Source organism: Blastococcus haudaquaticus (genome assembly GCF_900230285.1).
In the GTDB taxonomy this organism is placed as follows: Bacteria; Actinomycetota; Actinomycetes; order Mycobacteriales; family Geodermatophilaceae; genus Blastococcus_B; species Blastococcus_B haudaquaticus.
The window spans coordinates 644,473-669,507 of sequence record NZ_OCNK01000003.1 but is presented as its reverse complement, the minus strand read 5'-3'; the positions used below and the strand labels follow the sequence as shown (position 1 = coordinate 669,507).

At 73.0% G+C, this 25,035-nt stretch carries 26 protein-coding genes; 19 read left to right on the top strand and 7 right to left on the bottom strand.

The features are described from left to right. Nucleotides 1-6 precede the first annotated feature (6 nt). The 19 genes from CRP30_RS14650 (at nt 7) to CRP30_RS14560 (ending at nt 18,426) form a co-directional block, all read left to right on the top strand. Nucleotides 7-516 (top strand): flagellar FliJ family protein, encoded by a 510-nt coding sequence (locus CRP30_RS14650; RefSeq protein ID WP_143278472.1) that lies wholly within the window; start codon nt 7-9, stop codon nt 514-516. Continuing rightward, complete coding sequence (locus CRP30_RS14645; protein WP_097184662.1) at nt 504-1,448, top strand: transglycosylase SLT domain-containing protein; 945 nt, start codon at nt 504-506, stop codon at nt 1,446-1,448. Before CRP30_RS14650 ends, CRP30_RS14645 begins: the two co-directional genes overlap by 13 nt. Next, the gene (locus CRP30_RS14640) at nt 1,445-3,016 is read left to right on the top strand and encodes a flagellar hook-length control protein FliK (protein ID WP_097184661.1); all 1,572 of its coding nucleotides are present in this window, start codon (nt 1,445-1,447) and stop codon (nt 3,014-3,016) included. Before CRP30_RS14645 ends, CRP30_RS14640 begins: the two co-directional genes overlap by 4 nt. A 17-nt stretch (nt 3,017-3,033) precedes the next feature. After that, nucleotides 3,034-3,459: a flagellar hook assembly protein FlgD gene (locus CRP30_RS14635; protein WP_097184660.1), complete on the top strand. Its 426-nt coding sequence runs from the start codon at nt 3,034-3,036 to the stop codon at nt 3,457-3,459. Nucleotides 3,460-3,527: 68 nt separating this feature from the next. Next, entirely contained in the window at nt 3,528-4,769 is a 1,242-nt protein-coding gene (locus CRP30_RS14630; protein ID WP_097184659.1) for a flagellar hook protein FlgE, read from the top strand. A gap of 221 nt (nt 4,770-4,990) precedes the next feature. Next, complete coding sequence (locus CRP30_RS14625) at nt 4,991-5,275, top strand: flagellar FlbD family protein (protein ID WP_097184658.1); 285 nt, start codon at nt 4,991-4,993, stop codon at nt 5,273-5,275. A gap of 2 nt (nt 5,276-5,277) precedes the next feature. Further along, nucleotides 5,278-6,048: a motility protein A gene (locus CRP30_RS14620; protein WP_097184657.1), complete on the top strand. Its 771-nt coding sequence runs from the start codon at nt 5,278-5,280 to the stop codon at nt 6,046-6,048. A 4-nt stretch (nt 6,049-6,052) separates the two neighbouring features. Beyond that, on the top strand, nt 6,053-6,964 hold the full coding sequence (locus CRP30_RS14615; protein ID WP_097184656.1) for a flagellar motor protein MotB: 912 nt from the start codon (nt 6,053-6,055) through the stop codon (nt 6,962-6,964). After that, entirely contained in the window at nt 6,961-7,425 is a 465-nt protein-coding gene (locus tag CRP30_RS14610; protein WP_097184655.1) for a flagellar basal body-associated FliL family protein, read from the top strand. Before CRP30_RS14615 ends, CRP30_RS14610 begins: the two co-directional genes overlap by 4 nt. A gap of 172 nt (nt 7,426-7,597) precedes the next feature. Continuing rightward, entirely contained in the window at nt 7,598-8,641 is a 1,044-nt protein-coding gene (locus tag CRP30_RS14605; RefSeq protein WP_235003415.1) for a flagellar motor switch protein FliM, read from the top strand. Then, on the top strand, nt 8,638-9,378 hold the full coding sequence (gene fliN / locus CRP30_RS14600; protein WP_097184653.1) for a flagellar motor switch protein FliN: 741 nt from the start codon (nt 8,638-8,640) through the stop codon (nt 9,376-9,378). Before CRP30_RS14605 ends, fliN begins: the two co-directional genes overlap by 4 nt. Further along, on the top strand, nt 9,375-9,809 hold the full coding sequence (locus tag CRP30_RS14595) for a FliO/MopB family protein (protein WP_097184652.1): 435 nt from the start codon (nt 9,375-9,377) through the stop codon (nt 9,807-9,809). Before fliN ends, CRP30_RS14595 begins: the two co-directional genes overlap by 4 nt. Continuing rightward, complete coding sequence (gene fliP / locus CRP30_RS14590; RefSeq protein WP_097184651.1) at nt 9,806-10,657, top strand: flagellar type III secretion system pore protein FliP; 852 nt, start codon at nt 9,806-9,808, stop codon at nt 10,655-10,657. The genes CRP30_RS14595 and fliP overlap by 4 nt, the downstream gene beginning before the upstream one ends. After that, on the top strand, nt 10,657-10,932 hold the full coding sequence (gene fliQ / locus CRP30_RS14585) for a flagellar biosynthesis protein FliQ (protein WP_097184650.1): 276 nt from the start codon (nt 10,657-10,659) through the stop codon (nt 10,930-10,932). Before fliP ends, fliQ begins: the two co-directional genes overlap by 1 nt. A gap of 7 nt (nt 10,933-10,939) precedes the next feature. Next, complete coding sequence (fliR, locus tag CRP30_RS14580) at nt 10,940-11,704, top strand: flagellar biosynthetic protein FliR (RefSeq protein WP_097184649.1); 765 nt, start codon at nt 10,940-10,942, stop codon at nt 11,702-11,704. A gap of 11 nt (nt 11,705-11,715) precedes the next feature. Further along, on the top strand, nt 11,716-12,858 hold the full coding sequence (locus CRP30_RS14575) for an EscU/YscU/HrcU family type III secretion system export apparatus switch protein (RefSeq protein WP_097184648.1): 1,143 nt from the start codon (nt 11,716-11,718) through the stop codon (nt 12,856-12,858). 168 nt (nt 12,859-13,026) lie between these two features. Continuing rightward, nucleotides 13,027-15,063 (top strand): flagellar biosynthesis protein FlhA, encoded by a 2,037-nt coding sequence (gene flhA / locus CRP30_RS14570; protein WP_097185000.1) that lies wholly within the window; start codon nt 13,027-13,029, stop codon nt 15,061-15,063. Further along, nucleotides 15,044-18,175: a hypothetical protein gene (locus tag CRP30_RS14565; RefSeq protein ID WP_097184647.1), complete on the top strand. Its 3,132-nt coding sequence runs from the start codon at nt 15,044-15,046 to the stop codon at nt 18,173-18,175. Before flhA ends, CRP30_RS14565 begins: the two co-directional genes overlap by 20 nt. Then, nucleotides 18,172-18,426, top strand: a complete 255-nt coding sequence (locus CRP30_RS14560) for a hypothetical protein (RefSeq protein ID WP_097184646.1) — start codon at nt 18,172-18,174, stop codon at nt 18,424-18,426. The genes CRP30_RS14565 and CRP30_RS14560 overlap by 4 nt, the downstream gene beginning before the upstream one ends. Nucleotides 18,427-18,592: 166 nt before the next feature. Here the strand turns inward: CRP30_RS14560 and phoH2 are convergent, their stop codons facing one another. The 7 genes from phoH2 to CRP30_RS14525 all read right to left on the bottom strand — a co-directional run bounded on the left by phoH2 (nt 18,593) and on the right by CRP30_RS14525 (nt 24,940). Next, a complete protein-coding gene (gene phoH2 / locus CRP30_RS14555) occupies nt 18,593-19,888 on the bottom strand; it encodes an RNA 5'-3' helicase PhoH2 (protein WP_097184645.1) in 1,296 nt (431 codons plus the stop codon). A 263-nt stretch (nt 19,889-20,151) separates the two neighbouring features. Next, nucleotides 20,152-20,910 (bottom strand): ABC transporter permease, encoded by a 759-nt coding sequence (locus CRP30_RS14550; RefSeq protein ID WP_097184644.1) that lies wholly within the window; start codon nt 20,908-20,910, stop codon nt 20,152-20,154. Then, complete coding sequence (locus tag CRP30_RS14545) at nt 20,910-21,893, bottom strand: ATP-binding cassette domain-containing protein (protein WP_097184643.1); 984 nt, start codon at nt 21,891-21,893, stop codon at nt 20,910-20,912. The genes CRP30_RS14550 and CRP30_RS14545 overlap by 1 nt, the downstream gene beginning before the upstream one ends. Before the next feature lie 32 nt (nt 21,894-21,925). Beyond that, on the bottom strand, nt 21,926-22,537 hold the full coding sequence (locus CRP30_RS14540; RefSeq protein WP_097184642.1) for a PadR family transcriptional regulator: 612 nt from the start codon (nt 22,535-22,537) through the stop codon (nt 21,926-21,928). Between the two features lie 75 nt (nt 22,538-22,612). Beyond that, nucleotides 22,613-22,882: a hypothetical protein gene (locus CRP30_RS14535; RefSeq protein WP_097184641.1), complete on the bottom strand. Its 270-nt coding sequence runs from the start codon at nt 22,880-22,882 to the stop codon at nt 22,613-22,615. 4 nt (nt 22,883-22,886) lie between these two features. After that, nucleotides 22,887-24,104, bottom strand: a complete 1,218-nt coding sequence (locus CRP30_RS14530) for a DUF885 domain-containing protein (RefSeq protein WP_097184640.1) — start codon at nt 24,102-24,104, stop codon at nt 22,887-22,889. Nucleotides 24,105-24,160: 56 nt separating this feature from the next. Beyond that, nucleotides 24,161-24,940, bottom strand: coding sequence for an isoprenyl transferase (locus CRP30_RS14525; protein WP_097184639.1), 780 nt, complete (start codon nt 24,938-24,940; stop codon nt 24,161-24,163). Nucleotides 24,941-25,035 lie beyond the last annotated feature (95 nt).

Here is a 25,035-nt window from a genome sequence, read left to right as displayed (position 1 = left end):
CGCCACGTGAAGCGCGCGACGTTCCGGCTGCAGCCGGTCCTGGAGCTGCGCCGCACCGAGGAGCGGACCGCCGCCATGGCCGCCGCGGAGGCGGCCCAGGCGGCGGCGGACGCCGACCGACGGGCCACCGAGTACGAGACGACGCTCGCCGCGTCCGTCCTGCCCCGCTCGCTCCCCGCCGGCCAGTTCCTGGCCACCATGACGCTGCTGCGCACCGCGGCCACCGACGCCTCCGACGCCCGCGCCTTCGCCACCGCGACCGCGGAGCAGTCCGAACTCGTCCGCGCCCGCTGGACGGCGGCAGCGCAGCGCACCAAGGGCCTGGAACGGCTCCGCGAACGGCACCTGGCCGCCCTCCAGCACGCGGAGGACGCCGCCGAGGAACGCGCCGTCGACGACCTCGTCACCGGCCGCGCGGGCCGGTCCGCCTCCCGGCCTGCCGATGACAGGGGCGGAGATCCCGTCGACGACGGGTCACAGGGAGACGGGAGCAGGGAGGTGTCATGGACGCAGTGACCCAGATCCAGGCTCGCATCGTCGACATCCAGAGCCGGTTCGTCCACCGCACACCCTCGCCGTCGGGCAACTGGGCGAGCGCCGCCGCGGCCGCCGGGCTGAGCGGGACGAGCGACACCCCCGTCGCCGGCACGAGCGGGACCGCCGGCGAGGGCGCCGTCGTCGCCGAGGCCGAGAAGTACCTGGGCGTCCCCTACCTCTGGGGCGGGACCGACCCCGCCAAGGGTCTGGACTGCTCCGGGTTCACGCAGCTGATCTACAAGAACCTCGGCGTCGACCTGCCCCGCACGTCCTCGCAGCAGGCGACGAGCGGCCGGCCCGTCGCCTCCCTGGCCGACGCGCGCCCCGGCGACCTCGTGTTCTTCGACCACTCGTCGGGCCGGGCGGGCATCGACCACGTCGGCGTCTACATCGGCAACGGGAAGATGATCGCCGCACCCCAGGCCGGCGAGGTCGTCAAGGTGCAGGACGTCGGCAGCCCGGCGGTGATCCGGCGCGTGCTCCCGGCCCAGCCGTCGGCGCCGACGACCGCGTCCGCCGGAGCTGCGCTCGCCGGGGTCCCCTACGCCGACCTGTTCACCCGCGCCGGCGCCCGGCACGGCGTGGACCCCTCGCTGCTCGCCGCCGTGGCCGCGAAGGAATCGAGCTTCAACGCCTCGGCGGTCTCCCCTGCCGGGGCCCAGGGCCTCATGCAGTTCATGCCCGCGACCGCCAAGGGCCTCGGCGTGAACCCGCTCGACCCGAACTCGGCGATCGACGGAGCCGCGCGGTACCTGAGCAGCCTGTCGCAGCAGTTCGGCTCGACCGAGCTGGCCCTGGCCGCGTACAACGCCGGCCCGGGAACGGTGTCCAAGTACGGCGGCATCCCGCCCTACCCCGAGACCCAGAACTACGTCCGCGCCGTGATGACCAAGGCGGAGGCCTACCGATGACATCCCCCGGGCTTCTGCCCGTCCACCCGGCCGCGAGCGCGGCCCGGGCCCGGTCGACCGCCCCGGCCGACGCTCGCGGCTCGTCCGGCGCGGCGCCGTTCGCCTCCGCGCTCGACGACGCCCTGGCCGCCGACCGGTCCCCGGTCCGCCGGGACACCCCTCCGGAGCGAGGCAGCGGGGCCGACGACCGGTCGGACCGGCCGCTCGACCGCGCCCACCGCCCCGCGCAGCGGGATCCGCAGCGCACCACGACCACCACGGCCGGAGCCGCGGAGCCGACGACGGGGCCCGACGAGCCCGCTGCCGACCCGCTCCCCCCGGCGGCCTCGGACGGCGCTGCCCCGGGCGCCGGTGCCGAAAGCACCTCCGCACCCGAGCCGGCTCCGCCGGGCATCCCCGCCCTCTGGGCCATGGCCCTCGGGGCCCCGATCCCCGCGGCCGTCCCGACCGATGCGGCGGCCGGCGGGGCCGTGGCCGAGGTCGCGGTTCCCACGGCGACCGCCCCGGCCGTGCCCACGACAGCCCCGCCGATCACAGCGGCGGCCGACGGCACCGTCCCCGTGGCGTCCGCGGTCGCGGCGGCGCTCCCCTCCTCCGCTCCGACCGCACCCACGGCGCCGGGCGGTCCCTCCGGGGTCCCTGGCGGGACGGCGGCGACGCCCCCTGGTGCACCGGCGGTCCCGCCCGGCGCCGCGTCCGCGGCACCGGCAGCCGCGACTCCGCCGGCCACGACTCCCTCGACCCCCTCGACTGCCCCGGTCGTCCTCGCGGCCGCGCCGCCCGCCGTGGCGGCGCCCGGCACGTCACCGGTGCCGGCCGTCGTCCTGTCCGCCCCCGCACCCCCCGCGAACCCCTCGCCGACCGGGGCCGGTGACCCGGCGACGGCCGGATCCGTTCCCGGCGCTCCGGTGGCCGCGATCGCACCTGCGGGTTCCGGCGGCGCCGCGTCGTCCGGATCGGGGAACTCCGGCACCGCCTCCGGGAACGCGGGGTCCCCCTCCTCCGGCGACGGGGCCGCCGACGCGATCCCGGTGACCGCCGGCGCGGCTCCCGCGCCCGCCCCGGTGACCTCCACCGCAGCACCCGCGGCGACCGGTGCCGCTGCGGCCCAGCCCGTCGGCTCCCAGGTGGCCCGCCAGGTCGTCCTGCTGGGCCGGGGACCGGAGGGCAGCCAGACCATGACCCTCGTGCTCAACCCCGAGAACCTCGGCCCCGTCGAGGTGTCGGTGACGCTCAGCAAGGGCGCCATCGACCTCACCCTGCGCGGTGCCCACGAACTCGGCCGGGCCGCGCTCCTCGACGGCATGGGCGACCTGCGGCGGGACCTCGAGGCGGCGGGTCTGAACCCCGCGCGGCTGGAGGTCGACCGGGAGACCGGCGGCTCGTGGCTGGGACGCCATGCGGCGCAGCAGCAGGCCGACCAGCAGGCGTCCGGCCAGCGGCACGGCCACCAGGACGGCGACGACGACAGGTCACGACCCTGGGGCGCCCCTGCCGATACCGCAGGGAGGGGCTCGACCCCGGCCCGCAACCGATCCACGTCGTCCGGCGTGGACATGCTCGCCTGAGAGGGAGGAACGAACCGATGCCGGACGCAGTGACCGGAACCGGGGGGACGGCCTACACACCCAAGGCCTCCTCCACCATCGACCGTCCTGACCAGATGGGCAAGGACGTCTTCATGAAGCTCCTGGTCGCGCAGATGCGCTACCAGGATCCGGGCAACCCGGTCGACAGCAGCCAGATGATGTCGCAGACCGCCACCTTCAGCCAGGTCGAGAAGCTGGAGCAGCTGGTCAACCAGAACGCCTCCATGCTCGTGCTCCAGGAGTCCGCGACCGCCGGCGCGCTGGTCGGGCGGACCGCCACCTACACCGACACGAACGGCGAGGCCAAGACGGGGCTCGTCACGTCGGTGCGCCTCGCGAGCAAGGACAGCGAAGCCGTCGCCGTCATCGGCGGTGTGTCCGTGCCGGTCGGCCGGCTGACCGAGATCGCCGTCACCAAGTGACCGCCTGACTTCCCCGTTCCCCGCTCTCCCGCCGCCCCGGCGCCCCCACACCTGAGGAGAACCTCCCCGTGCTTCGTTCCATGTTCTCGGCCATCTCCGGGCTCAAGGCCCACCAGACGAAGATGGACGTCACCGGCAACAACATCGCCAACGTCAACACCGTCGGCTTCAAGAGCAGCCAGACGGTCTTCCAGGACACGCTGTCCCAGGTGATCCGGGCGGGTGGCGCCCCCGCGGCGGACCGTGGTGGCACAAACCCGGCGCAGGTCGGGCTCGGCGCGAAGGTCGCGGCGATCACCACCAACTGGACCCAGGGCGCGACGCAGTCCACCGGCCGCTCCACCGACTTCATGATCGAGGGCGACGGCTTCTTCGTCACGCGCGGCGCCGGCGGCGAGCAGCTGTTCACCCGGGCCGGCTCCTTCGACTTCGACGCCAGCGGCAAGCTGGTGACCCCCGACGGCGCGATCCTGCGCGGGTGGATGGCCGACGCGGACGGGAACATCAACCCCAACGGCCCGATCGGCGACCTCTCGGTCCCCTACGGCCAGGTCGTGAACCCGGTGGCGACCACGGCGGGCAGCGTCCTCGGCAACCTGTCCGCGGAGGGTGGCGACCCGGTGCAGACCTCGGTCACCATGTACGACTCGCTGGGCGTCGCGCAGAACATCTCCTACACGTTCACGAAGTCCGCCGCGCCGGCGGTGAACACCTGGAGCCTCGCCGTCGCGCACGCCAGCAACGCCGAGCCTCCGGTCATCACCCCGCTCAGCACCGAGACCGTCACCTTCGGCGCCGACGGCACGCTGTCCTCCGCACCGACGGTGACCGTGCCGCTGGCCGCGCTCGCGAACCCCAGCTGGACCGGGAACATCACCCTCGACCTGGAGACCGTGACGCAGCTCGGCGGCAAGAGCAACGTCAAGGAGGGGGGCCAGGACGGCTTCGCCCTGGGCACCCTGCAGTCGTTCGGGCTGAGCAACGACGGCACGATCATGGGCGTCTACTCCAACGGTCTGCGCCAGCCGCTGGGCCAGCTGGCGCTCGCCTCGTTCAACAACCCCGGTGGCCTGGAGAAGGCCGGCAGCTCCACGTTCCGGGTGGGTGACAACTCCGGCGCAGCGGCCGTGGGCCTTGCCGGCGTCGGTGGCCGCGGCCTCCTGGTGTCCGGCGCCCTCGAGATGTCGAACGTCGACCTGGCCGAGGAGTTCACCGGGCTGATCGTCGCCCAGCGCGGGTTCCAGGCCAACAGCCGCGTGATCACGAGCTCCGACGAGATCCTGCAGGACCTGGTCAACCTCAAGCGCTGATGAAGGACCTCTCCGCCCGCCGCGGAGAGGCCGTCCCAGCACGTCACGGCGGCGGCCCGGTCACTCCTCCCGAGGGTGGCCGGGCCGCTCCATTTCCCCGGTATCCCGGGGTTCCCACGGGTGCCTTCCCAGCCGTTCGGCTCAAGGAAGTGCGCTGGTCAGCCGAAGAGAAGAGTGCCGTTCCCCCCGGAATCGGCCCCAACGAGCAAGAGGACCTAACCGTGATCCGTGTGACGCGCCTGAACGGTGAGCACTTCGCGCTGAACGCCGACCTGATCGAGCGGGTCGAGGCGCACCCCGACACGGTGGCCTTCCTCGTCGACGGCACCAAGTACGTGGTGAAGGAGACCGTGGACGAGGTGCTCACGGAGATCCGCGAGTACCGCGCCGGCATCCTCGCGACCTCCTACGAGATGGACCGGGGCGAGTACCGGCCGCAGGCCCCCGCCGCGGACGCCACCGGCGTCTCGTCGGTCGTGCCGTTCCCCTCCCGCGAGGAGCGCTGACCGTGGATCCCGCCACCCTGATCGGGTTCGCCGTCTCCATCATCGCCCTGTTCGTCTTCATGACCCTCGAGGGCGTCTCCCCGACGGCGCTGATCTTCCTGCCGGCGATCGTCCTGGTCGTCATCGCGACCTTCGGTGCGGCGGCGGCCAGCCAGACGATGGACGACCTCAAGAAGGTCGGCAGCTGGTTCAAGATGGCCGTGCTGCCGGCGAAGGTGCCGCCGCCGAACGACCAGATCCAGACGCTGGTCACCCTCGCGGAGAAGGCCCGTAAGGAGGGCCTGCTCGCGCTCGAGGCCCAGGTCAAGGCGATCGAGGACCCCTTCCTCAAGCGTGGGCTGCAGATGGGGATCGACGGCACCGACCCCGAAGAGCTGCGCACCGTCCTGGAGAGCGAGATCGCGGCCAAGAAGGCGGAGGACAAGGTCGCGGCCAAGTTCATGAACGCCATGGGCGGCTACGCGCCGACCATCGGCATCCTGGGCTGCATCGTCGGCCTGATGAACGTCATGGGGAACCTGAACAACCCCGAGACGCTCGGTCCGATGGTCTCCGCGGCCTTCATCGCCACGCTCTGGGGCGTCATGGCGGCCAACTTCTGGTTCCTGCCGATGGGCGCCAAGATCCTGCGGGTCAGCGAGCTGCAGGCCGCGCAGATGGAACTGCTCGTCGAGGGGATCACCGAGATCCAGGCGGGCACCAGCCCGCGCGCCGTGCGGCTCAAGCTGACCTCGCTCGTGCCGCCTGGCTCGCTGGCCAAGGAAGCGGCATGACGTCGTGAGCACCGGTCACGGCCGCCGCCGCGGCAAGAAGCACGAGGAGCACGAGGAGCACGAGAACCACGAACGGTGGCTGGTGTCCGCCTTCGACATGATGACGCTGCTGTTCGTGCTGTTCGTCGTGCTCTTCGCCATGAGCAAGGTCGACGAGCAGAAGTTCGCCGCCCTGTCCAAGGGCATGGCCACGGCCTTCGGCGGGCCGATCACCGTCCAGCCGGGTCCCACCCCGGAGGGCTCGGTGCTCGACGGGCTGAACGGCGCCATCGACATCGCCTCCGCCATCCCGCCGGATCCCACGGTCGAGAAGGCCGAGGTCGACGCCGCCGCTGCTGCCGCGGCCGCCGAGCGCGCCAAGAACGTCGCCGCGGAAGCGGCCGCCGCCTACGACGAGCTCGCCGCAGCGCGGGAGCGGCTGGAGGCCGCCCTGGCCGCGGCCGGCTACCCCGGCGCCGCGCAGTTCGAGATCGACGAGCGCGGTCTCGTGGTGCACATCGTCGCCGACCAGGTGCTCTTCGACGCCGAGGAGGCGGTGCTGCGCTCCGGCGGCGCGGCGATCCTCACCGCCGTCGCACCCACGCTCACCGACCTGCCGAACCAGCTCACCATCGAGGGGCACGCCAACCACCTGCCGGTCTCCCCCGGCGGCGCGTGGCCGTCGAACTGGGAGCTGTCGGCCTACCGCGCCACGACCGTCGTGCGCTACCTGGCCGGTGCGGGCGTCCCCCAGGACCGGATGTCGGCCGACGCGCACAGCTCGACGCGGCCACTCGTCCCGGTGACCGACCCGAACGCGATCTCCGTCAACCGGCGCGTCGACATCGTCGTCCTGTCCACCGCATCGGCAGAGGCCAACGCGCTCCTGCCGGGCATCGATGCCACTCAGCAGGCCACCCAGGAGGCAACACCATGAGCAAGGACAAGAGCGCCGAGACCGACGAGGTCGAGGCCAAGGGCGGCAAGAAGAAGCTCGTCCTCATCCTCGCCGTCCTCCTCGTCGCCGCGGCCGGTGCCGCGTACTTCTTCCTCTTCGCCGGGTCCGGTGAGGCGGAGGCGGCGGAGCCGGAGCACGGTGGGTACGTCGCCCTGGAGCCCATCGCGGTCAACCTGGCCGGCGGCGGCTACCTGAAGGTCGGCATCACGCTGGAGATCACCGTCGACGCGGCCGGCGGCGGTCACGGCGGCGCATCCGTGGACGGCGCGAAGGCCTACGACCAGATCATCTCCACGTTCTCCCAGGCGGCTCCGGCCGACGTCACCGGCGCCCGGGACGCGCTCAAGGCGGCGCTGGAGGAGAAGATCATCGCGGCCTACACCGAGCACGACGTCCCGATGGTGATGGGGATCTACTACACGGAGTACGTCACCCAGTAGTCCGGGCGCCGGCCGTCGGCCGTCTCCTGCCGTCCTCCGGCCGTCCATCGGACGGCCGGAGGACGTCACGCGTCGAGCACGGCCCGCACCACCCGTCACACCCCTCCCGCACCGGTGAGGGTCCGGTCACCGCCGGTCAGGGTCGCCCCCGGGTCCGCCGATGAGGTGGAATGTGACTCAGCCAGCGACAGGACCGGACGCCGGCGAGGCGGGTCCCCAGTCCCCGGAGGAGACACCGGAGTCCCCGACCGCCGCGGCCCAGCCGCCGGCCCCCGCGGGACCGCCCTCCCCCGGCGCCGGGACCAGCGCCCGCAACCGGCGCGGGGAACCCCGCACCTACGACTTCCGCCGCCCGACGAAGCTCTCCCGCGAGCACGTCCGGGTCATGCAGATCGCGCAGGAGTCCTTCGCCCGCCAGGCGACGACGATCCTCACCACGTTCCTCCGGGCGGGGGCCCGCCTCGAGCTCGTCTCGATCGAGCAGTTCTCCTACGACGACTACATCGTGACGCTGCCCGACCCGGTGTTCATCTCCACGTTCAGCCTGGAGCCGCTGGCCGGGAAGGGCCTGCTGGCCTACCCGCTCGACATCGCCATGGCGGTCGTCGACCACATGCTCGGCGGATCCGGCAGCGCCGGCCAGCCCAACCGGCCGATGACGGCGATGGAGACCACCATCACCAACCACCTCCTGAACCGGCTGCTCGACGAGTTCGCCACCTCGTTCGGCCCCATCACCGAGCTGCAGCCGGCCCTGCTGGGTCACGAGTACAACCCGCAGCTGGCCCAGGCGGCCGCGGGATCGGACACGGTCATGGTGGCCACGTTCACGATGGCGGTGGGCAGCCGCGAGGGCGAGGCCACGCTCGTCCTGCCCTTCTCCTCCTTCGCCCAGGCCCTGAACAACGCCGCCTCCCCGCAGCTGTCGGAGACGGCCCTGGCCAAGCGCAAGCGCGCTGCCGAGGCGCTCAGCGCCCGGCTCAACCTCGTGCCCGTGGACGTCAGCGTGCGGTTCGCGCCGCTGACCGTCTCCTCGGCCGACCTGCTCTCCCTCGCCGTCGGCGACGTGCTGCTCCTGCGGCACCCGCCGGACGCGCCACTCGAGGTCACGACCAACGACGTGACCTTCGCGTACGCGATCGCCAGCAACCACCGGCGCCGACTGGCCGCCGCCATCGTCCCGACCCCGTACGCCGCCGCGAAGGACTCCGCATGAGCACCGACACGTCCCAGGACTCCCAGACCGTCTCCGCGGTGGTCACGGCTGCCGCCCGCGCCGCCGCCGCCCTGGTCCCGGCCACGGTGGAGCTCGTCCCCGGCGCCCCCGTCAGCGACCCGGACGGCGTCGCGCTGCCCCCCGGGGCCACGCAGGCGGTGTCGGCCGGCCTGTCCGGCGAGGTCAGCGGCGACATCGTCCTGGTGATCTCCGCCGAGGTGGTCGAGGCCCTCAACAACTCGCCCGTCGGCCGGATGGACGTCGCCGCCGCGCTGCGGCCGGCGCTCGAGGCCGCCGCGGCGACCCTCGGCCGCGTCCGCGTCGCCTCGGAGCGCATCGAGGAGCCGGTGGCCGCACTGGACGGCATGCGCGACAAGGGCATGTTCGTGGCGGTCCCCCTCATGGCCGGCACCGAGCACCAGGCGACGTTCGCGCTGCAGGTGACCCTGCCGACGACGAACCAGGCCAGGCGGGGCAGCCTCGACCTCCTCCGGCACGTGGCGATGGAGGTGACCGTCGAGATCGGCCGCACCCGCATGACCGTGCAGGAGCTGCTCTCGCTGCACCCCGGCGAGGTGGTCGAGCTCGACCGCGCCGCCAGCGCGCCCGCCGACCTGCTGGTCAACGGCACCCTGATCGCCCGCGGCGAGGTCGTGGTCGTCGACGAGGACTTCGGCCTGCGCATCAGCGAGATCGTCAACGACGCGGCCGCCGCCGAGCTGGGGCAGAGCGCATGACCTGGATGATCATCCGCCTCGTCCTCTCGCTGGCCTTCATCGCCGTCGTCCTCCTCTTCGCCGCCCGCGTCGCCAAGAAGCGCGGCCTCGGGCAGGGCAACGGCCTGATCGAGGTCGTGGCCCGCCAGCGGATGGGCCGCACCAGCACCGTCAACGTCGTCCGGATCGCCGACGTCGTCCTCGTCGTGGGAGCGACCGAGGAGCAGATCACCCTGCTGGCCGAGGTGGACGCCGACGCCGTCGACGCCGCCCTGCGCGAGCGGCGGGCCCCCGTGCACGTCGCCGCCGCGACCGCCGAGGGGGCCGGCGAGGAGACCCACGCCCTCGCGGCCCGCTCCGCCAGCCCCGCGCTGGCCGGCTCGGTCTTCGACCGCAACGGCTGGGGCGTCTTCGTCAACCAGCTGCGCGAGCGCACGGTCCGCAAGTCATGACGTCGTCCGTGCGCCCGCTCCGGGCGTCCGGGGCCACCGCGACGCGTCAGCGGGCCGCCCTGGTGCTGCTCCTCGCGCTGCTGTGCACCGTGGCGGCGTTCCTGCTCGCCGGGCCCGCCTCGGCGGCACCGACGGCGCCCACCGAGCCGACGGCGCCGACCGCGCCGGTCGTTCCTGGTGACGGCAACGTCGACATCTCCATCGGCGACGGGTCGCCCAGCAGCTCCATCACGCTGATCCTCGCGATCACGGTGCTGTCGGTGGCGCCGTCCGTCCTCCTGCTCGCCACCTCGTTCACCAAGATCATCGTGGTGCTCGGGCTGACGCGGAACGCCCTCGGCCTCCCGTCCTCGCCGCCGAACCAGGTGCTCACCGGCATCGCGCTGTTCCTGACCCTGTTCGTGATGGGGCCGGTCTTCTCCGACATCAACGAGGTCGCCCTCCAGCCGTACATGAACGGGACGATGACGGTGGCCCAGGCCTACGACTCCGGCGTCGTCCCGCTGCGCGACTTCCTGCTGGGCAACACCCGGGACGACGAGCTGCAGCTGATGATCGGGCTCTCCGGCGAGGAGGCCCCGGCGACGCCGCAGGAGGTCAGCATGACCACCCTCATCCCGGCGTTCGTGCTGTCCGAGCTCAAGAGCGCCTTCATCATCGGGCTCGTCGTCTTCATCCCGTTCCTGGTGCTGGACATGCTGGTCAGCGCCTCGCTGATGGCGATGGGCATGATGATGGTGCCGCCGACCATCGTGTCGCTGCCCTTCAAGCTCCTGCTCTTCGTCGTCGTCGACGGCTGGGCCCTCATCACCACCGCGCTGGTCGGTTCCTACGGGGGTGGTGGTTGATGAGCGACGCCGACGTCACCCAGATCGCCGCGCAGACCATGATGGTGGCGGCCAAGGTCGCTGCCCCGGTCCTCATCACCGCGCTGCTGGTCGGTTTCCTGATCTCGCTGTTCCAGGCGGCGACCCAGATCCAGGAGCAGACCCTCTCGTTCGTCCCGAAGATCGTCGCCGTCGCCATCGCGCTGCTGGTCACCGGCAACTGGGTGCTGGCCGAGCTGGTCAGCTTCACCCACAGCCTGTTCGACCAGCTCCCGGCGCTGCTCGACCGGACCTGAGGCCGCGATGGACCTCTCGGTCCCGGCAGTCACGCTGGCGGCACTCCTCCTGGGGACCGCACGGGCTACCGGCTTCGTGCTGATGGCGCCGCCCTTCAACTCCCGCACCATCCCCGGACCGGTCAAGGCCGCGTTCGCCCTCGCGCTGTCGCTGCTGCTCTCGACCCAGATCGCGCCCACCCTGCCGGAGCCGACCGCCGGGTTCCTGGTGGTCGCCGCCGTCACCGAGGTGATCATCGGGGCGGCCCTGGGCTTCGTCGTCCAGGTGCTCTTCCAGGCCGTGCAGATGGCGGGCGACCTGCTCGACCTCGCCGGCGGTTTCTCGCTGCAGCCGGCCTACGACCCGCTCTCGATGACCCAGAACTCGTCGATCGGCCGGCTGCACTACCTGCTGGCCATCACCCTGCTGTTCACCAGCGGCGGTCACCTGCTGATCGTCAAGGGGTTCGCGACGTCCTACGTCGGGCTGCCCGTGGGCGGGGACGTGCCCACGGATCAGCTCGCCGCGGTGCTGCTGACCGCGCTCACCATGATGTTCCTGGCCGCGCTGCAGATCGCCGGACCGATGGTGGCGGTGCTGCTGCTGGCCGACGTCGCCCTGGCCCTGCTCAGCCGCGCCGCGCCCGCGCTGAACATCTTCTCCTTCGGCTTCCCGGTCAAGATCCTGCTGACCCTCACGATGCTCGGCCTCACCTTCCCCCTGCTGCCGCCTGCCCTGGACGCCCTGCTGGAGCACGCGACGCGCGCCATGGTCTCCCTGCGGAGCGGATGAGGGGGTGACTCGTGGCTAAGGACGGTCCCGGCGGGGAGAAGACCGAGCAGCCCACTCCGCAGCGCCTGAAGAAGGCGCGCAAGGAAGGGCAGATCCCCCGCACCCAGGAGCTGGGCACGTGGCTGGGCATCGCGGCCGCCAGCGTCCTGCTGCCGATCGTGGTGAGCAACGGGTTCGAGGCGGTCCAGCAGCTGTTCGTGCAGATCAGCTCGGTCGCCAACGACCCCCAGCCCGAGAAGATCTCGATCCTGCTGGGCGAGGCGCTGAGCGTGTTCCTGACGACGATGATGCCGATGGCCCTCGGCATGATGGTCGTCGGCACCGTGGCCTCGGCGGCCCAGGGCGGCGTCACCTTCGCGACCAAGTCGATGAAGCCGACGCTGAAGAAGCTCAACCCCTTCCCCGGCATCAAGAAGATGTTCGGCACCCAGGGCCTGTGGGAGTCGACCAAGGCCATCATCAAGACCGCGGCCCTCGCCACGGTCGTGATCGTCACCAGCGACCGCGCGCAGGCGCTGGTGTCCGCCGCCGGCGCGCTGCCGCTCTCCGCCGTGGTCGCCACGTTCACCGACTCGGCCATCCTGATGTTCCGCGTCGTCGCCGTCACCGGCCTGGTCATCGCGGTCGCCGACTACGTCGTCGTGCGGAAGAAGATGATGAAGCAGCTCAGGATGAGCAAGTACGAGATCACCCAGGAGCACAAGCAGGCCGAGGGTGACCCGCACATGAAGGCGCACCGCCGCGGCGTGCAGATGTCGATGTCCCGCAACCGGATGATGAGCGAGGTCGCCGACGCCGACGTGCTCCTGGTGAACCCGACGCACGTCGCCGTCGCCCTGAAGTACGACCCGGCCAAGGGAGCCCCGCGCGTGGTGGCGAAGGGCGCGGGCGAGGTCGCCGCCAAGCTGCGTGCCCTCGCCGAGGAGGCGCGGGTGCCGATGGTGCAGGACATCCCGCTGGCCCGGGCCCTGCACTCCTCGTGCGAGCTGGGCCAGGAGGTGCCGGCGCAGCTGTTCACCGCCGTCGCGCGGGTGCTGGCCTTCGTCATGCACCTGGGCGCCCGGGGCGTGAAGGGCGGAATGCACCGGCCGGGCTTCGAGGCCCCGGTGACCGAGGGCCTGCCCAAGGCCGGCCGCCGCCGCATCGCCGCGTAGTCGAAGGACCCCTCTCCTCCCCCACCGCTCGCACGCTCGCGGCGGGCCCCTGCAGAGGGGCCGCCGGGGCAGATCTCGTCGGTGCGTACCGGTCGACCGGGCGGCTGCCGATGAGAAGGACGTGAGCCTGAGTCCGTCCATCACCCCGCGAGCGGGCGCGTGAAGGGCATGGGCAAGGCCGCCGTCCCCGTGGGCGTCGTGGCGATCGTCCTCATGCTGGTCGTGCCGCTGCCGGCCGCCATGATGGACATGCTGATCAGCCTGAACCTCGCGATCTCGCTGCTCATCCTGCTCGTCGCCATGCAGATCAGGAAGCCGCTGGACTTCGCGGTCTTCCCCTCGCTGCTGCTCATCGCGACGCTGTTCCGGCTCGCCCTCAACGTCTCCTCGACCCGGCTGGTGCTCACCGACGGCTACGCCGGCAAGGTGATCGAGGCGTTCGGCCACATCGTCATCGGCGGCTCGCTGGTCGTCGGTCTGGTGATCTTCGTGATCCTCACGGTCGTGCAGTTCGTGGTCATCACGAACGGCGCCGGTCGCGTGGCCGAGGTCGGTGCGCGCTTCACTCTCGACGCGATGCCCGGCAAGCAGATGGCCATCGACGCCGACCTCAACGCCGGGCTGATCAACGAGGCGCAGGCCCGCAAGCGGCGCCACGAGGTCACCGCCGAGGCCGACTTCTACGGCTCGATGGACGGTGCGTCGAAGTTCGTCAAGGGCGACGCGATCGCCGGCATCATCGTGACGCTGGTCAACCTCATCGGTGGCTTCGCCATCGGCGTGATGCAGAAGGGGATGGACCCCGCCGAGGCCGGCTCCACCTACTCCCTGCTGACAGTCGGCGACGGCCTCGTCTCGATGATCCCCGCCCTGCTGATGTCCACCGCGACCGGCATCATCGTCACCCGGTCGGCGACCGAGGGCGACATGGGCACCGATCTCATCGCCCAGCTCGGCCGGTTCAAGCAGCCCGTCCGCATCGCCGGCGGGGCCGCCCTCGCCCTCTGCCTGATCCCCGGACTGCCCAAGCTGCCGTTCCTCCTCGTCGGTGCGGGCTTCCTCATCGCGGCCTCCCGCATGACGGAGACCCCGGACGACGACGAGGACCTCGACGCCGCCGCGGCCGCCGCCGACGACGAGCCGCAGCCGGACTCCCCGGAGGCGATCGCCGAGCGGATGCGGGTCGACCCGCTCGAGCTCGAGGTGGCCTTCGACCTGGTCGAACTGGTCGACCCCGCGCGCGGTGGCGACCTGCTGGACCGGGTCAAGGCGCTGCGCCGGAAGGTGGCCATGGACACCGGGCTGGTCATCCCGCTGGTGCGCACCCGCGACAACCTCGACCTGCCCGGCTCGCAGTACGTCATCTGGCTCAACGGCGTGCCCGCGGCCAAGGGCATCTCGCCCGCCGGCACCATCCTGGCGATCGGCGACAACCTCGACGGCATCCCGGGCAAGGCCACGCGCGAGCCGGTGTTCGGCCTCGCCGCGAAGTGGGTGCCCGTGGAGCTGCAGCGCCAGGCGGAGATGGCCGGCGCGACCGTCGTCGACCGCTCCTCGGTCATCACCACCCACCTCGCCGAGGTGGTGCGCCAGAACGCCGCGGACCTCCTCGGCCGCGAGGACGTCCGACTCCTGGTGGAGATGGTCCGCCGGACGCACCCCGTCGTCGTGGAGGAACTGACCCCTTCTCTGCTCACCCTGGGAGAGGTGCAACGCGTGTTGCACGCGTTGCTCGAAGAGGGTGTGTCGATCCGCGACCTGGTCCGCATCTTCGAGGCACTCTCTGTACGTGCAAAGTCGTCCACCGATCTCGACGCCCTCGTCGAGGCGGCCCGGACGGCACTGGGCTCGGCGATCAGCCACCCGTACGTGACGCCCGACGAGCGCCTCCACGTCCTCACCCTCGACCCCGGCTTCGAGCAGCGGCTGCTCGAGTCGGTCCGGCAGAGCGACGGCGGGCTGGTCCTGGCCCTCGACGCCGCCGGCATCGACGCCCTGGTGCACGGCTGCAGCGGGCTGCTCGAGGACGCCGAGCGCGCCGGCCTGTCCCCCGTCCTCGTGTGCTCGCCCCAGGTCCGCGCCGCACTGGCGCGCCTGATGCGCCAGGTCCTCCCCCGCCTACCGGTGATCTCCTACGCCGAGGTCTCCCGGACAGCGCAGATCGAATCGCTGGGAGTTGTGAGCGGTGCCGTTGCGATCCGTTGAGGCCGCCTCGCGCGACGACGCGATCGCCGCCGCCCGCGAGCAGTTCGGCCCGCAGGCCCGCATCGTCGGGGTACGTCGCGTCCGCTCCGGCGGCGTGCTCGGGTTCTTCGCGACCGAGCGGTACGTCGCCGAGGTGGCCGAGCTGGCTCCGGAGACAGCCGTCCGGCCCGCCGTCCCCTCGCGCGACCGGGACGACGACCAGCTGCCTGCCGACTTCTCCTCGCCGCTGGCCTCGGCGTCCCCTGCCCGAGCCCGTGCGGTCGCTCCTGCCCGGAACGGCGCGGCAGCGTGGGCGGCGGAGGCAGCCGCCCGGTCCACCGACGACATCCCCGAGGCGGCCCGACTGGCGGCCGCCGCCGCGCGCGCGGCGCGTGCCGACGCGCCGGCCCCCACCCCGGTCCGCCCGTCCCGGCCGGCGGTCGCTCGCGCGGCCCACGCGCCCGACGACGACCGGGTCAGCGAGCTGGTCGGGCTGCTGACCGCCCAGCGGTCCGAGCCCGTCCCCCCGACGCCCTCGCGTCCCACCTACCCGCGCGCCTCTTTCCCGCGCACGGGCTCCGTGGCGCAGCCCGGCGACGGCCACGCTGACCGTGATGCCCCCGCGGGCCTGGCCGACCCCGACGACGAGGTGGTCGTCGCGCCGGTGCGCGGCGGCGGCCAGCGCGTCCTGCCGGCCACCGCGGCGGCACCCTCGCCCTTCACCGCCGCGCTCGCCCGCATGGTCGCCGGTGACCAGGACGTGCGGCAGGCGGTCCAGGAAGCGCTCGCCCCAGCGGCGGAGAAGCGTGCGCGCGACGATGCCGAGCCCTGGCCGGCGCGCTCCGAGCAGGTCCGAACAGCAGAAGCAGCGGTGCCGTCGCCCCAGACGCGCCAGGAGGAGGAACCGGTGGGAATTCAGGTCATCGCGCCGCCCTCCACGATCGATGGCGAGCACGAGATGCCGATCTGGGCCGCAGAGCCCGAGGTCGCCCCCGCATCCGTCTCCTCCCGCGAGGAGGCGATCGCCGACCTGCTCCGCGGGGCCCTGGCCCAGGGGCACTCGGACGAGGCCCTCGCCGGCATCCTGCGCAAGGTCCTCGCCGGGGCCTCCCCGCAGACGGCGCTGAGCGAGCCGGAGCCGGCCGCCCCCGCCGGGCCGGTGTTCGCCGTGCCCACCCTTCCCGTACCGCCCCTCGAGACCCCCCCGGTCCCGCCGGCGACCTTCGAGCTGCCGGAGCGCCCCGTGCCGGTGGCCGAGGTGCCGGTCGTGGCCGTGCCCGTCATCCAGCAGCCCGTCATCCAGCAGCCCGTCATCCAGCAGCCCGTCATGGATGCGCCCGTCGTCGAGACGCCGGTGGTGGAGGCCCGCGTCGTGGAGTCGCCGGTCATCGAGGCGCCCATCGCGCAGGTGCCCGTCGTCGAGGCGCCCATCGTGGAGGTGCCCGCCGTCGAGGCCGATCTCCCGGAGCAGGGGACGCAGGCCGTCGATGCGTTCGCCGCAGCGGTCCCGACGGTCCCGGTCGCGGGTCACCCGGCCCAGCCGGTCGTCGGCCCCTCCCCCACCCCGGTCGTCCTGGCGCCCTCCTCCCACTCGATGTGGGGCACGCCGACCGCATCGACGCTCTGGGGTGAGCCGGCACCGAGCGCCCCCGCCGTCGAGGTCGACGCCCCGATCTGGGCCCGTGTCGCCCAGCAGGAATCCACGGCCCTGTTCTCCACGCCCGCCGCCGCCGTCGCTGACGTGTCCTGCGCCGAGCCGGCGCCTGAGGCGCCCCTGGACGCGCCCGTGGTCGAGAGCCCCGTCGCCGAGGCGCCGGTCGAGGACACGGCTGCCGCGGACGAAGCGGTTGCACAGGAGCCCGTCGTCGAGACGTCGGTCGGCGCGGAGTCGCACCAGGAGGCCGAGGAGGCCGAGGTGGCCGAGGAATCGGACGAGGCCGACGAGGTCGAGGTGGCCGAGGTGGCGCCGGTCCTCGCCCGCACCGCCAGCGACCCGGCACCGATGATGTCGCTGGACGCGACCACGGTCATGCCGCCGCTGTCCCTGCTGCCCCCGCTGCCCTCGTCCCGGGGTCGTGGGCGGCCGCCGGTGCCGCCGGCGGCGCGTCGCCCGAGCGCGTCCGCGCCGGTCCCGGCACCCGCCGCGGAACCCGACGCTGCTGCGTCGCCGGTCCCGACCGAGGTCCCGGCCGAGGTCCCGGCCGAGGTCCCGGCCGAGGTCCCAACGCAGATCGCCTCGTGGACCGCGGACGCCACCCCGGCCCTCGAGACGCCCCGGATCTTCGGTTCGTCCACCCGCGCGCTCGCGACGGTGACCCGCCTTCCCGTGGCACCGCTCATGGCCGGCCCGGACATGCCCGAACTGCTCGAGGACGTCGACGAGGTCGACGCCGAGGAGCTGCTCTTCGCCCCGATCACGGCCACCACGCCCGAGGCACCGGAGGTCGCTCCGCCGGTCGGTAGCGGCGACGTGGCGGGCCGGCTCGAGCAGCTCGGCCTGCCCGCGGAGCTCCTCGGCAGCACCTTCGCCGAGGACGTCGCCGAGCGCGGCACCTACGCCGCCCTCACGCGCAGCCTCGCCCTCCAGCTGCCCAAGGCGCCCGAGCTGCCCAGTGGCTCGGGCGAGGCGGTCTTCGTGGTCGGCCCCGGCGTCGACGCGCTGCGTGCCGCGCGGTCCCTGGCCGCGGCGCTGCACCTGGACCCCGACTGCGTGCAGTGGGCGACGCGCGGTGACCTCGCCGGTCTGGCGCCCCGCAGCAGCCGGGTGACCTCCGTCGACACCGCCATCGACCGTCGTCAGGAGTGCGCGGCCGCCGGCACGGTGACCATCGTCGCCGTCGACGCCCCGCTGCGGACCGACACCTACTGGATGGCGCAGATGATGAGCGTCTGGGCGCCGGGGGCGGTCTGGGCCGTCGTCGAGGCGACCCGCAAGCCCGAGGACCTCGAGCCGTGGCTCGACGGCCTGCCCCGGGTCGACGCCCTCGTCGTCCAGGACACCGACCTCAGTGCCGACCCCGCGGCGGTCCTCCGCCGGGTCCACACGCCCGTGGCCCTCCTCGACGGCGTGCGCGCCACGCCGCACCGCTGGGCATCCCTGCTCTGCGAGCGACTGGAGAGCACGACGACATGAACCCGCTGCGCTGGGACGTCCTCCTCGTCGGGTTCGTGCTGGCCGTGCCCGTCCTGGCGCTCGGGCTGCGAGGGGACCTCTCGACGGAGGACATGATGAACCGCGTCCTCTGGTGCCTGGGCGCCGGCTGGGCAGTGGTGGCCGTCTTCCGGCTCGCCACCACCCCGCCTGCGCCCGCCCGGAAGCCGAAGGCCGAGCGGGTCGCGGCGCCGGAGCACGCGGAGTCCGGGGAAGCCTCCCCCGCCGTCTGACCGCCCTTCCACGGTCGTCTCCGCGGTGGCCGGTCGTGCGCTGGACGTGGGCCGACCTGTCCGCCGGCGGCGTCGCAGCGGGATGCCGGCCCCGCGCCTTCGAGCCCAACGGCCGGGCGGCTCGCACGGTGCATCACCGCACGAGCCGCCCCGGCCGGCTGCGGCGTCAGAAGGGGAGGTCCTCCAGCATCTCGGTGACCAGCGCGGCGATCGGCGAGCGCTCGGAGCGGGTGAGCGTCACGTGCGCGAAGAGCGGGTGGCCCTTGAGCGCCTCGATGACGGCGGTGATGCCGTCGTGCCGGCCGACGCGCAGGTTGTCCCGCTGGGCGACGTCGTGGGTGAGCACCACCCGCGACCCGGCCCCCAGGCGGGACAGCACGGTCAGCAGCACACCGCGCTCCAGCGACTGAGCCTCGTCGACGATGACGAAGGAGTCGTGCAGCGACCGACCGCGGATGTGCGTGAGCGGCAGGACCTCGATCAGCCCGCGGGAGTCGATCTCGTCGATGACCGCCGGGGAGACGAGCGCGCCCAGGGTGTCGTACACGGCCTGGGCCCAGGGCGACATCTTCTCGTTCTCGCCACCGGGCAGGTAGCCCAGCTCCTGGCCGCCGACGGCGTAGAGCGGCCGGAAGATGACGACCTTCTTGTGCGCCCGCCGCTCCATGACCGACTCCAGGCCGGCGCACAGGGCCAGCGCCGACTTGCCGGTGCCCGCGCGGCCGCCGAGGGAGACGATGCCGATGTCCGGGTCGAGGAGCAGGTCGAGCGCGACCCGCTGCTCCGCGGACCGGCCGTGCAGCCCGAAGGCCTCGCGGTCGCCGCGCACCAGCCGCACCTGCTTGTCGGGCATGACCCGGCCCAGCGCCGACCCGCGGGAGGACAGCAGCACGAGGCCGGTGTGCGGGGGCATCTCCGCCGCCGCGGGGACGAACGTCTCGCCGACGTCGTAGAGCTCGTCGAGCTCGGAGTCCTCGAGCGAGACCTCCGCCATGCCCGTCCACCCGGCGTCGACGGCGTCCATGACCCGGTACTCGTCGGTGTCCAGGCCCACGGCGGCCGCCTTCACCCGCAGCGGCACGTCCTTGGTGATCAGGCAGACGTCGCGGCCCTCCGACCGCAGGTTCAGCGCGACGACCATGATCCGGCTGTCGTTGCTGTCGTTGCGGAACCCGGCCGGCAGCGCTGACGGGTCGCTGTGGTTCAGCTCGACGTGCAGCGTGCCCTCGTCGTCGCCGATGGGGACGGGCGCGTCGAGCCGGCCGTGCTGGACCCGCAGGTCGTCGAGCATGCGCAGTGCCTGACGGGCGAACCAGCCCAGTTCCGGGTGGTTGCGCTTGTCCTCCAGCTCCCCGATGACGACGAGCGGGAGCACCACGTCGGAGGCGCCGAAGCGCATCAGCGCGCCCGGGTCGGAGAGGAGGACGGACGTGTCGAGGACGTAGGTACGGCGAGTGGTCACGGTTCGACTCCCGTGGGGCGCACGGCACGCCCCCGCTCGAAGGTGGCCGGGCCCCGGCGCAGAGGCCGGGTGCCGGCCCCCCTGGTCGACGAACTCGTCAGCACCAACCGGGCCTCCCGTGGACGGCGAGAACAGCTCGTCGTCCACTGCGGACGCTAGGCCCGACCACCGACAAAGGCGCCGTTACACCACGCCGTGCAACCCGAAGTTCACCCGACGGGGTACCGGGAGCCACAGCCGCACCAGCCGTGGCAGCCGCCTCATCAGCTGGACTCGCGGCGGAACCGCCGGACGCCGAACGCCCAGCCCAGCACCGCCAGGACGACGGTGAGCGCAGCGCCCCACCACGCCGTCGACGTGTCGTAACCCCCGACGAAGAACTCGCGGGTGCCCTCCACGACGTGCTTGAGCGGGTTGACGTCGCTGACGGTCTGCAGCCACCCCGGGGCGAGCGTCATCGGCAGCAGGATCCCCGAGAGCAGCAGGACCGGCAGCACGAAGGCGTTGAGCAGCGGCGCGAACGCGTCCTCGCTCTTGAGCGTCAGGGCCAGCGCGTAGGAGACCGACGCGAACGCCGCGCCGAGCAGGGCGATGACGATCAGCGTGAGGACCACGCCGAGGAACGGCGCCCGCAGACCCAGCGGGATGGAGACCAGCACCAGCAGGGTGCCCTGCACCAGCAGGACGACGACGTCGCGGAGCACGCGCCCGAGCAGCAGGGCCGTGCGGCTGGCGGGGGTGACCCGCTGACTCTCGATGACGCCGGCCCGGTACTCGGCGATGAGCCCGAACCCGACGAACAGCGCGCCGAAGATGCCCAGCTGCACGAGGATCCCCGGCACGAAGATCTGGTAGGCGTTGCCCGGCCCCAGCTGGCCGGACAGCGGCTCGAGCAGCGGGCCGAACAGGACGATGTACAGGATGGGCTGCATCAGGCTGATCACCAGCCAGGCAGGGTTGCGCAGCGACATCCGCATGGCGCGCGCGAAGACGGTCCAGGTGTCGCGCAGCAGCGTGTGCATCAGACCGCCACCTCCGCGGCCGGCTCCGCAGCACCGGCGTCCCGCAGCGAGCGACCGGTCAGGCCGAGGAAGACGTCGTCGAGGCTGGGCCGCCGGCTCTCGATGCCGCTGACGGCGAGGCCCTCGCGGTCGAGCCCGCGGACGAGCTCCACCAGCGCCGCGCCGCCGTGCGGCACCCGCCCGATCACCCGGTCCTCCACCAGCTGCGGCGCCTCCGCGCCCGGCAGCATGCCCATCAGGCGGGCGATCCCGGCCATCTGGGCGGAGTCGGCGGCCGTCACCGTGAGCACGTCGCCGCCCACCTGCGACTTCAACTGGTCCGGCGTCCCCTCGGCGACGATCGCCCCGTGGTCGATGACGAGGATCCGGTCGCAGAGCGCGTCGGCCTCGTCGAGGTAGTGCGTGGTGAGGAAGACCGTCGTCCCCCGCTGCTCCCGCAGGCTGCTGATGTGCTGCCACAGGTTGGCCCGCGCCTGCGGGTCCAGGCCCGTCGTGGGCTCGTCGAGGAACACCAGCTCGGGGATGTGGATGAGGCCCACCGCGATGTCGAGACGCCGCCGCTGACCACCCGACATGGTCTTGGGCTGACGCTCCCACAGGCCGTCGAGGTCCAGCTCGCGGAACAGCTGCTTCCCGCGCTCGGTGGCCTCGGCGGTGCTCATGCCGTAGAGCCGGGCGTGGTCGACCACCTCCTCGCCGGCGCGCGCCTCGGGCGCGGTCGAGCCGCTCTGGGAGACGTAGCCGATGCGACGGCGGACACCGACCGGGTCGGTGATCAGATCACAGCCGGCCACCGTCGCGGTGCCTGCGGTGGGCTCGAGCAGCGTGGTCAGCATGCGCAGCGTCGTCGTCTTGCCGGCGCCGTTGGGACCGAGGAAGCCGACGATCTCGCCGGCCTCGACGTCGAGGTCGACGCCGACGACGGCGTGGACCTCCTGCTTCTTCTTCCGGAAGGTGCGGGCGAGCCCGCGGGCGTGGATCACGCGACCAGTGTTCAAGTTTGACTACGACGTCGTCAAGCTGATTCCCCGAAGTCGAGGACGGCGGGTGGCCAGATCCCCTCGACCGGCTGGTCGGGCGCCCCGGGGTCGCCCGCGAACCGGTAGTGGCCGGCGTCGAGCCGATCGCAGAGCTCTCGCACCCAGCTGTGCTCACCGGCCAGCCAGTGCCCGATCAGCCGGGAGAGCTCGGCGGCCGGTGCCGGAGCCAGCCGGGTCTGCTCGATCGAGCGCACCGTCGCCTCGGCGTTGGACGTCATGGCCTCCAGGACGAGCACGCGGGCACCGAGCGCCTCCCGCACCTCGGCCCGGGGCAGGGCCGTCATGAAGCACAGGCCACCGAGCAGCCGGGTGGCGTCTCCCGCGTCGGGCTCCCGGAGCGCTGCGACCAGGAGCCGGCGGAACTCGACCTCCCCGTCAGGCGTGAGCCGGTAGGCGACCGGTTCCCCGGCGACCTCCTCGATCAGGCCGTGCGCGGTCAGTGTCCGGAGCCCGGAGTAGATGGACCCGGGCTTCACGTGCGCCCAGTCCTCGACCTGCCAGCTCAGCAGCTCCCGGCGCAGCAGGTAGCCGTGCACCGGCTGGAAGATCCGGACCGCCCCGAGCAGCAGCAGCCTGGTGGTCGACATGCGCACACTGTGCCTCGGCCGCCGTCGCCACGACCAGCACGCGTCGCCCGCGTCACCCCCGCGGGCGGCGTCCGGTCAGTCCCAGCCGTCCTGTCGCCGCCGCAGGGCGGGCCGCTCGACCGTGTCCGTCCGCATCGGTGGCGGGATCGGGTCCCAGGAGTCCGGCGGCCGCGACGAGCGGCGCGGGCGGATCGCGACCAGCGCCCAGAGCACCGGGACCAGCAGCACCGGCCACTGCAGCGAGAGGTCGCCGAGCCACAGCAGCCCGCCCAGCAGGAGGGCGAACAGCCACGCCGCCGTCCAGAGGCCCAGCATCCGGGCCTCCCGCGCGTCGTGCCGGCTCATGGCCTCAGGCGCCCGCGAGCTCGCCGGTCACGGCGCGCGGCGTCAGCGGCTCGTCGAGCAGGCGGACGAAGCGGTCGGCGACCGACTGCTCCGCGGGCCGGGCGTCCAGCCAGCGGGAGAGCAGGTCGTAGCCCTCCACGTAGGTGGAGATGTAGGCGCGCCACAGCGGGTCGGTCAGGAACCGGATCTGCTGGGCGGCCCGCTCGGCGCTCACCAGCGACCAGCGCTGCAGGTAGGCGCTCACCTCGTCGGCGTCCGCACCGCGGTCGTGCAGCAGGACCGCGGCGTCCTGCCGCACGCGGTTGAGCGGGGCGGCCGCGGCGGCGATGCGCTCGGCCAGGTGCCCGTCGAACCGCAGCCCCAGGTCGCCCAGGATCTCCGCCGCCCACGGCCCCCAGCCGGCTCCGACGGAGGCCTGCACGCCGAGGTCGGCCAGTCCCTCGGCCATGAGGCACTCGGGGGTGTTGACGAGGAAGACGGTGTGCTCGGAGCGGGCGGCGCGCCCCACCAGGCCGCTCTCCTTGCGGCAGTGCTCGGTGTGGTGCCCGGGGTAGGACTCGTGGGCGACCAGGTGCGGGAGCTGGGACAGCCGGTGCGGCAGGTCGGCGTTGATCGCGACGCGGGACCGGTAGTCGCCCTCGTAGTAGTTGAAGCCCGACCAGGGCTTGTCGGTGACCACCTCGTACCGGACCGTCTCCACGTCCGGAAGCCCGTACCGACCCCGGACCCGGTCTCGCAGAGCGCTGGACAGGGCGTGCACCGCGGTCTCCAGCCGGGCCGGCGGGCACTCCTCCCGACGGCGGTGCGCGGCGTACCGCTCCGCGAGCGTCCCGCTGCCGGGCAGCAGCGCTCCCAGCTCGGCGTGCGCGGCGGCGTACTCGGCCGGATCCCCGAGGACCACGTCCACCTGGAAGTAGGCGGCCACCTCGTCGACGAAGCCGACCGGTTCGCCGCTCATCTTGCGGGCGGTGCACTCCAGACCGGTGAGTTGCCCCCGGAGGTAGTCGGTGCGGTCCGCCGCGAGCCCGGCGCCGTCGAGCTCCGCCAGCAGGACCCGGGCCTGGTCGCGCAGCCCGGACGGCGTCGGCGCCGGCTCGTCCTCCACCTGGGCGCGCAACCGGGGGTCACCGGTGAAGGCGTCGACGAAGCCCGGCTCCAGCCGGTCGAACCGCAGTCCCAGCCGCACGTACTCGAGGGGGAGATCGAGAGGGAGTGCCGACATGACCCGCAGTTTCGCAGCCTCTCCTGGCAGTCGCGGGAGCCGGGTGCCGCCCGGTGTCAGCTGCCGAAGCGCCGGTGCCGCGCCGAGTAGTCGCGCAGGGCCCGCAGGAAGTCCACCCGCCGGAAGTCGGGCCAGTAGACGTCGGTGAAGTGGAACTCGGTGTTCGCCGTCTGCCAGAGCAGGAAGCCCGACAGCCGCTGCTCGCCGCTGGTGCGGATCACCAGGTCCGGGTCCGGCTGGCCGCGGGTGTACAGGTGCTCGGCGATGTGCTCGACCTCCAGCGCCTGGACCAGGTCCTCGAGGGAGGTGCCGCGCTCGGCGTGCTCGGCCAGCAGCGACCGGACGGCGTCGGCGATCTCCTGGCGCCCGCCGTAGCCGACGGCCAGGTTGACCGTCGCGCCCGGGCGGTCGCGGGTGTCCTCCTCGGCCTGCTTGAGGACGGCGACGGTCTCGGGCGGGAGCACCTCCGGCGCGCCCATCGCCCGCACCTGCCAGCGGCGCCCCGGCCGGGACAGGTCGACGGCGACGTCCTCGATGATCTGCATCAGCGCGTGCAACTCCGGCTGAGGCCGGCTGAGGTTGTCGGTGGAGAGCATGAACAGCGTGACGACGGAGACGCCGGCGTCGTCGCACCAGCCGAGCAGGTCGACGATCTTGTCCGCGCCGCGGCGGTGACCGTGGGCGACGTCCTCGAGGCCGATGGCGCGGGCCCAGCGGCGGTTGCCGTCCATGATCACGCCCACGTGGCGCGGGATGTCCGCCCCCACCAGCGCACGGGCCAGCCGCCGCTCGTAGACCTGCACGATCGCGTCTCGGATCGCTGAGCGGGCCCCCACGCGGCCACCCTAGGCCCCTCCGGAGGGAGCGGCCGGATACCCGCGCCGAGCCCTCCCCCGCCCCGGCCACCGCCTCCAGCGAAGTCACAGCCGCT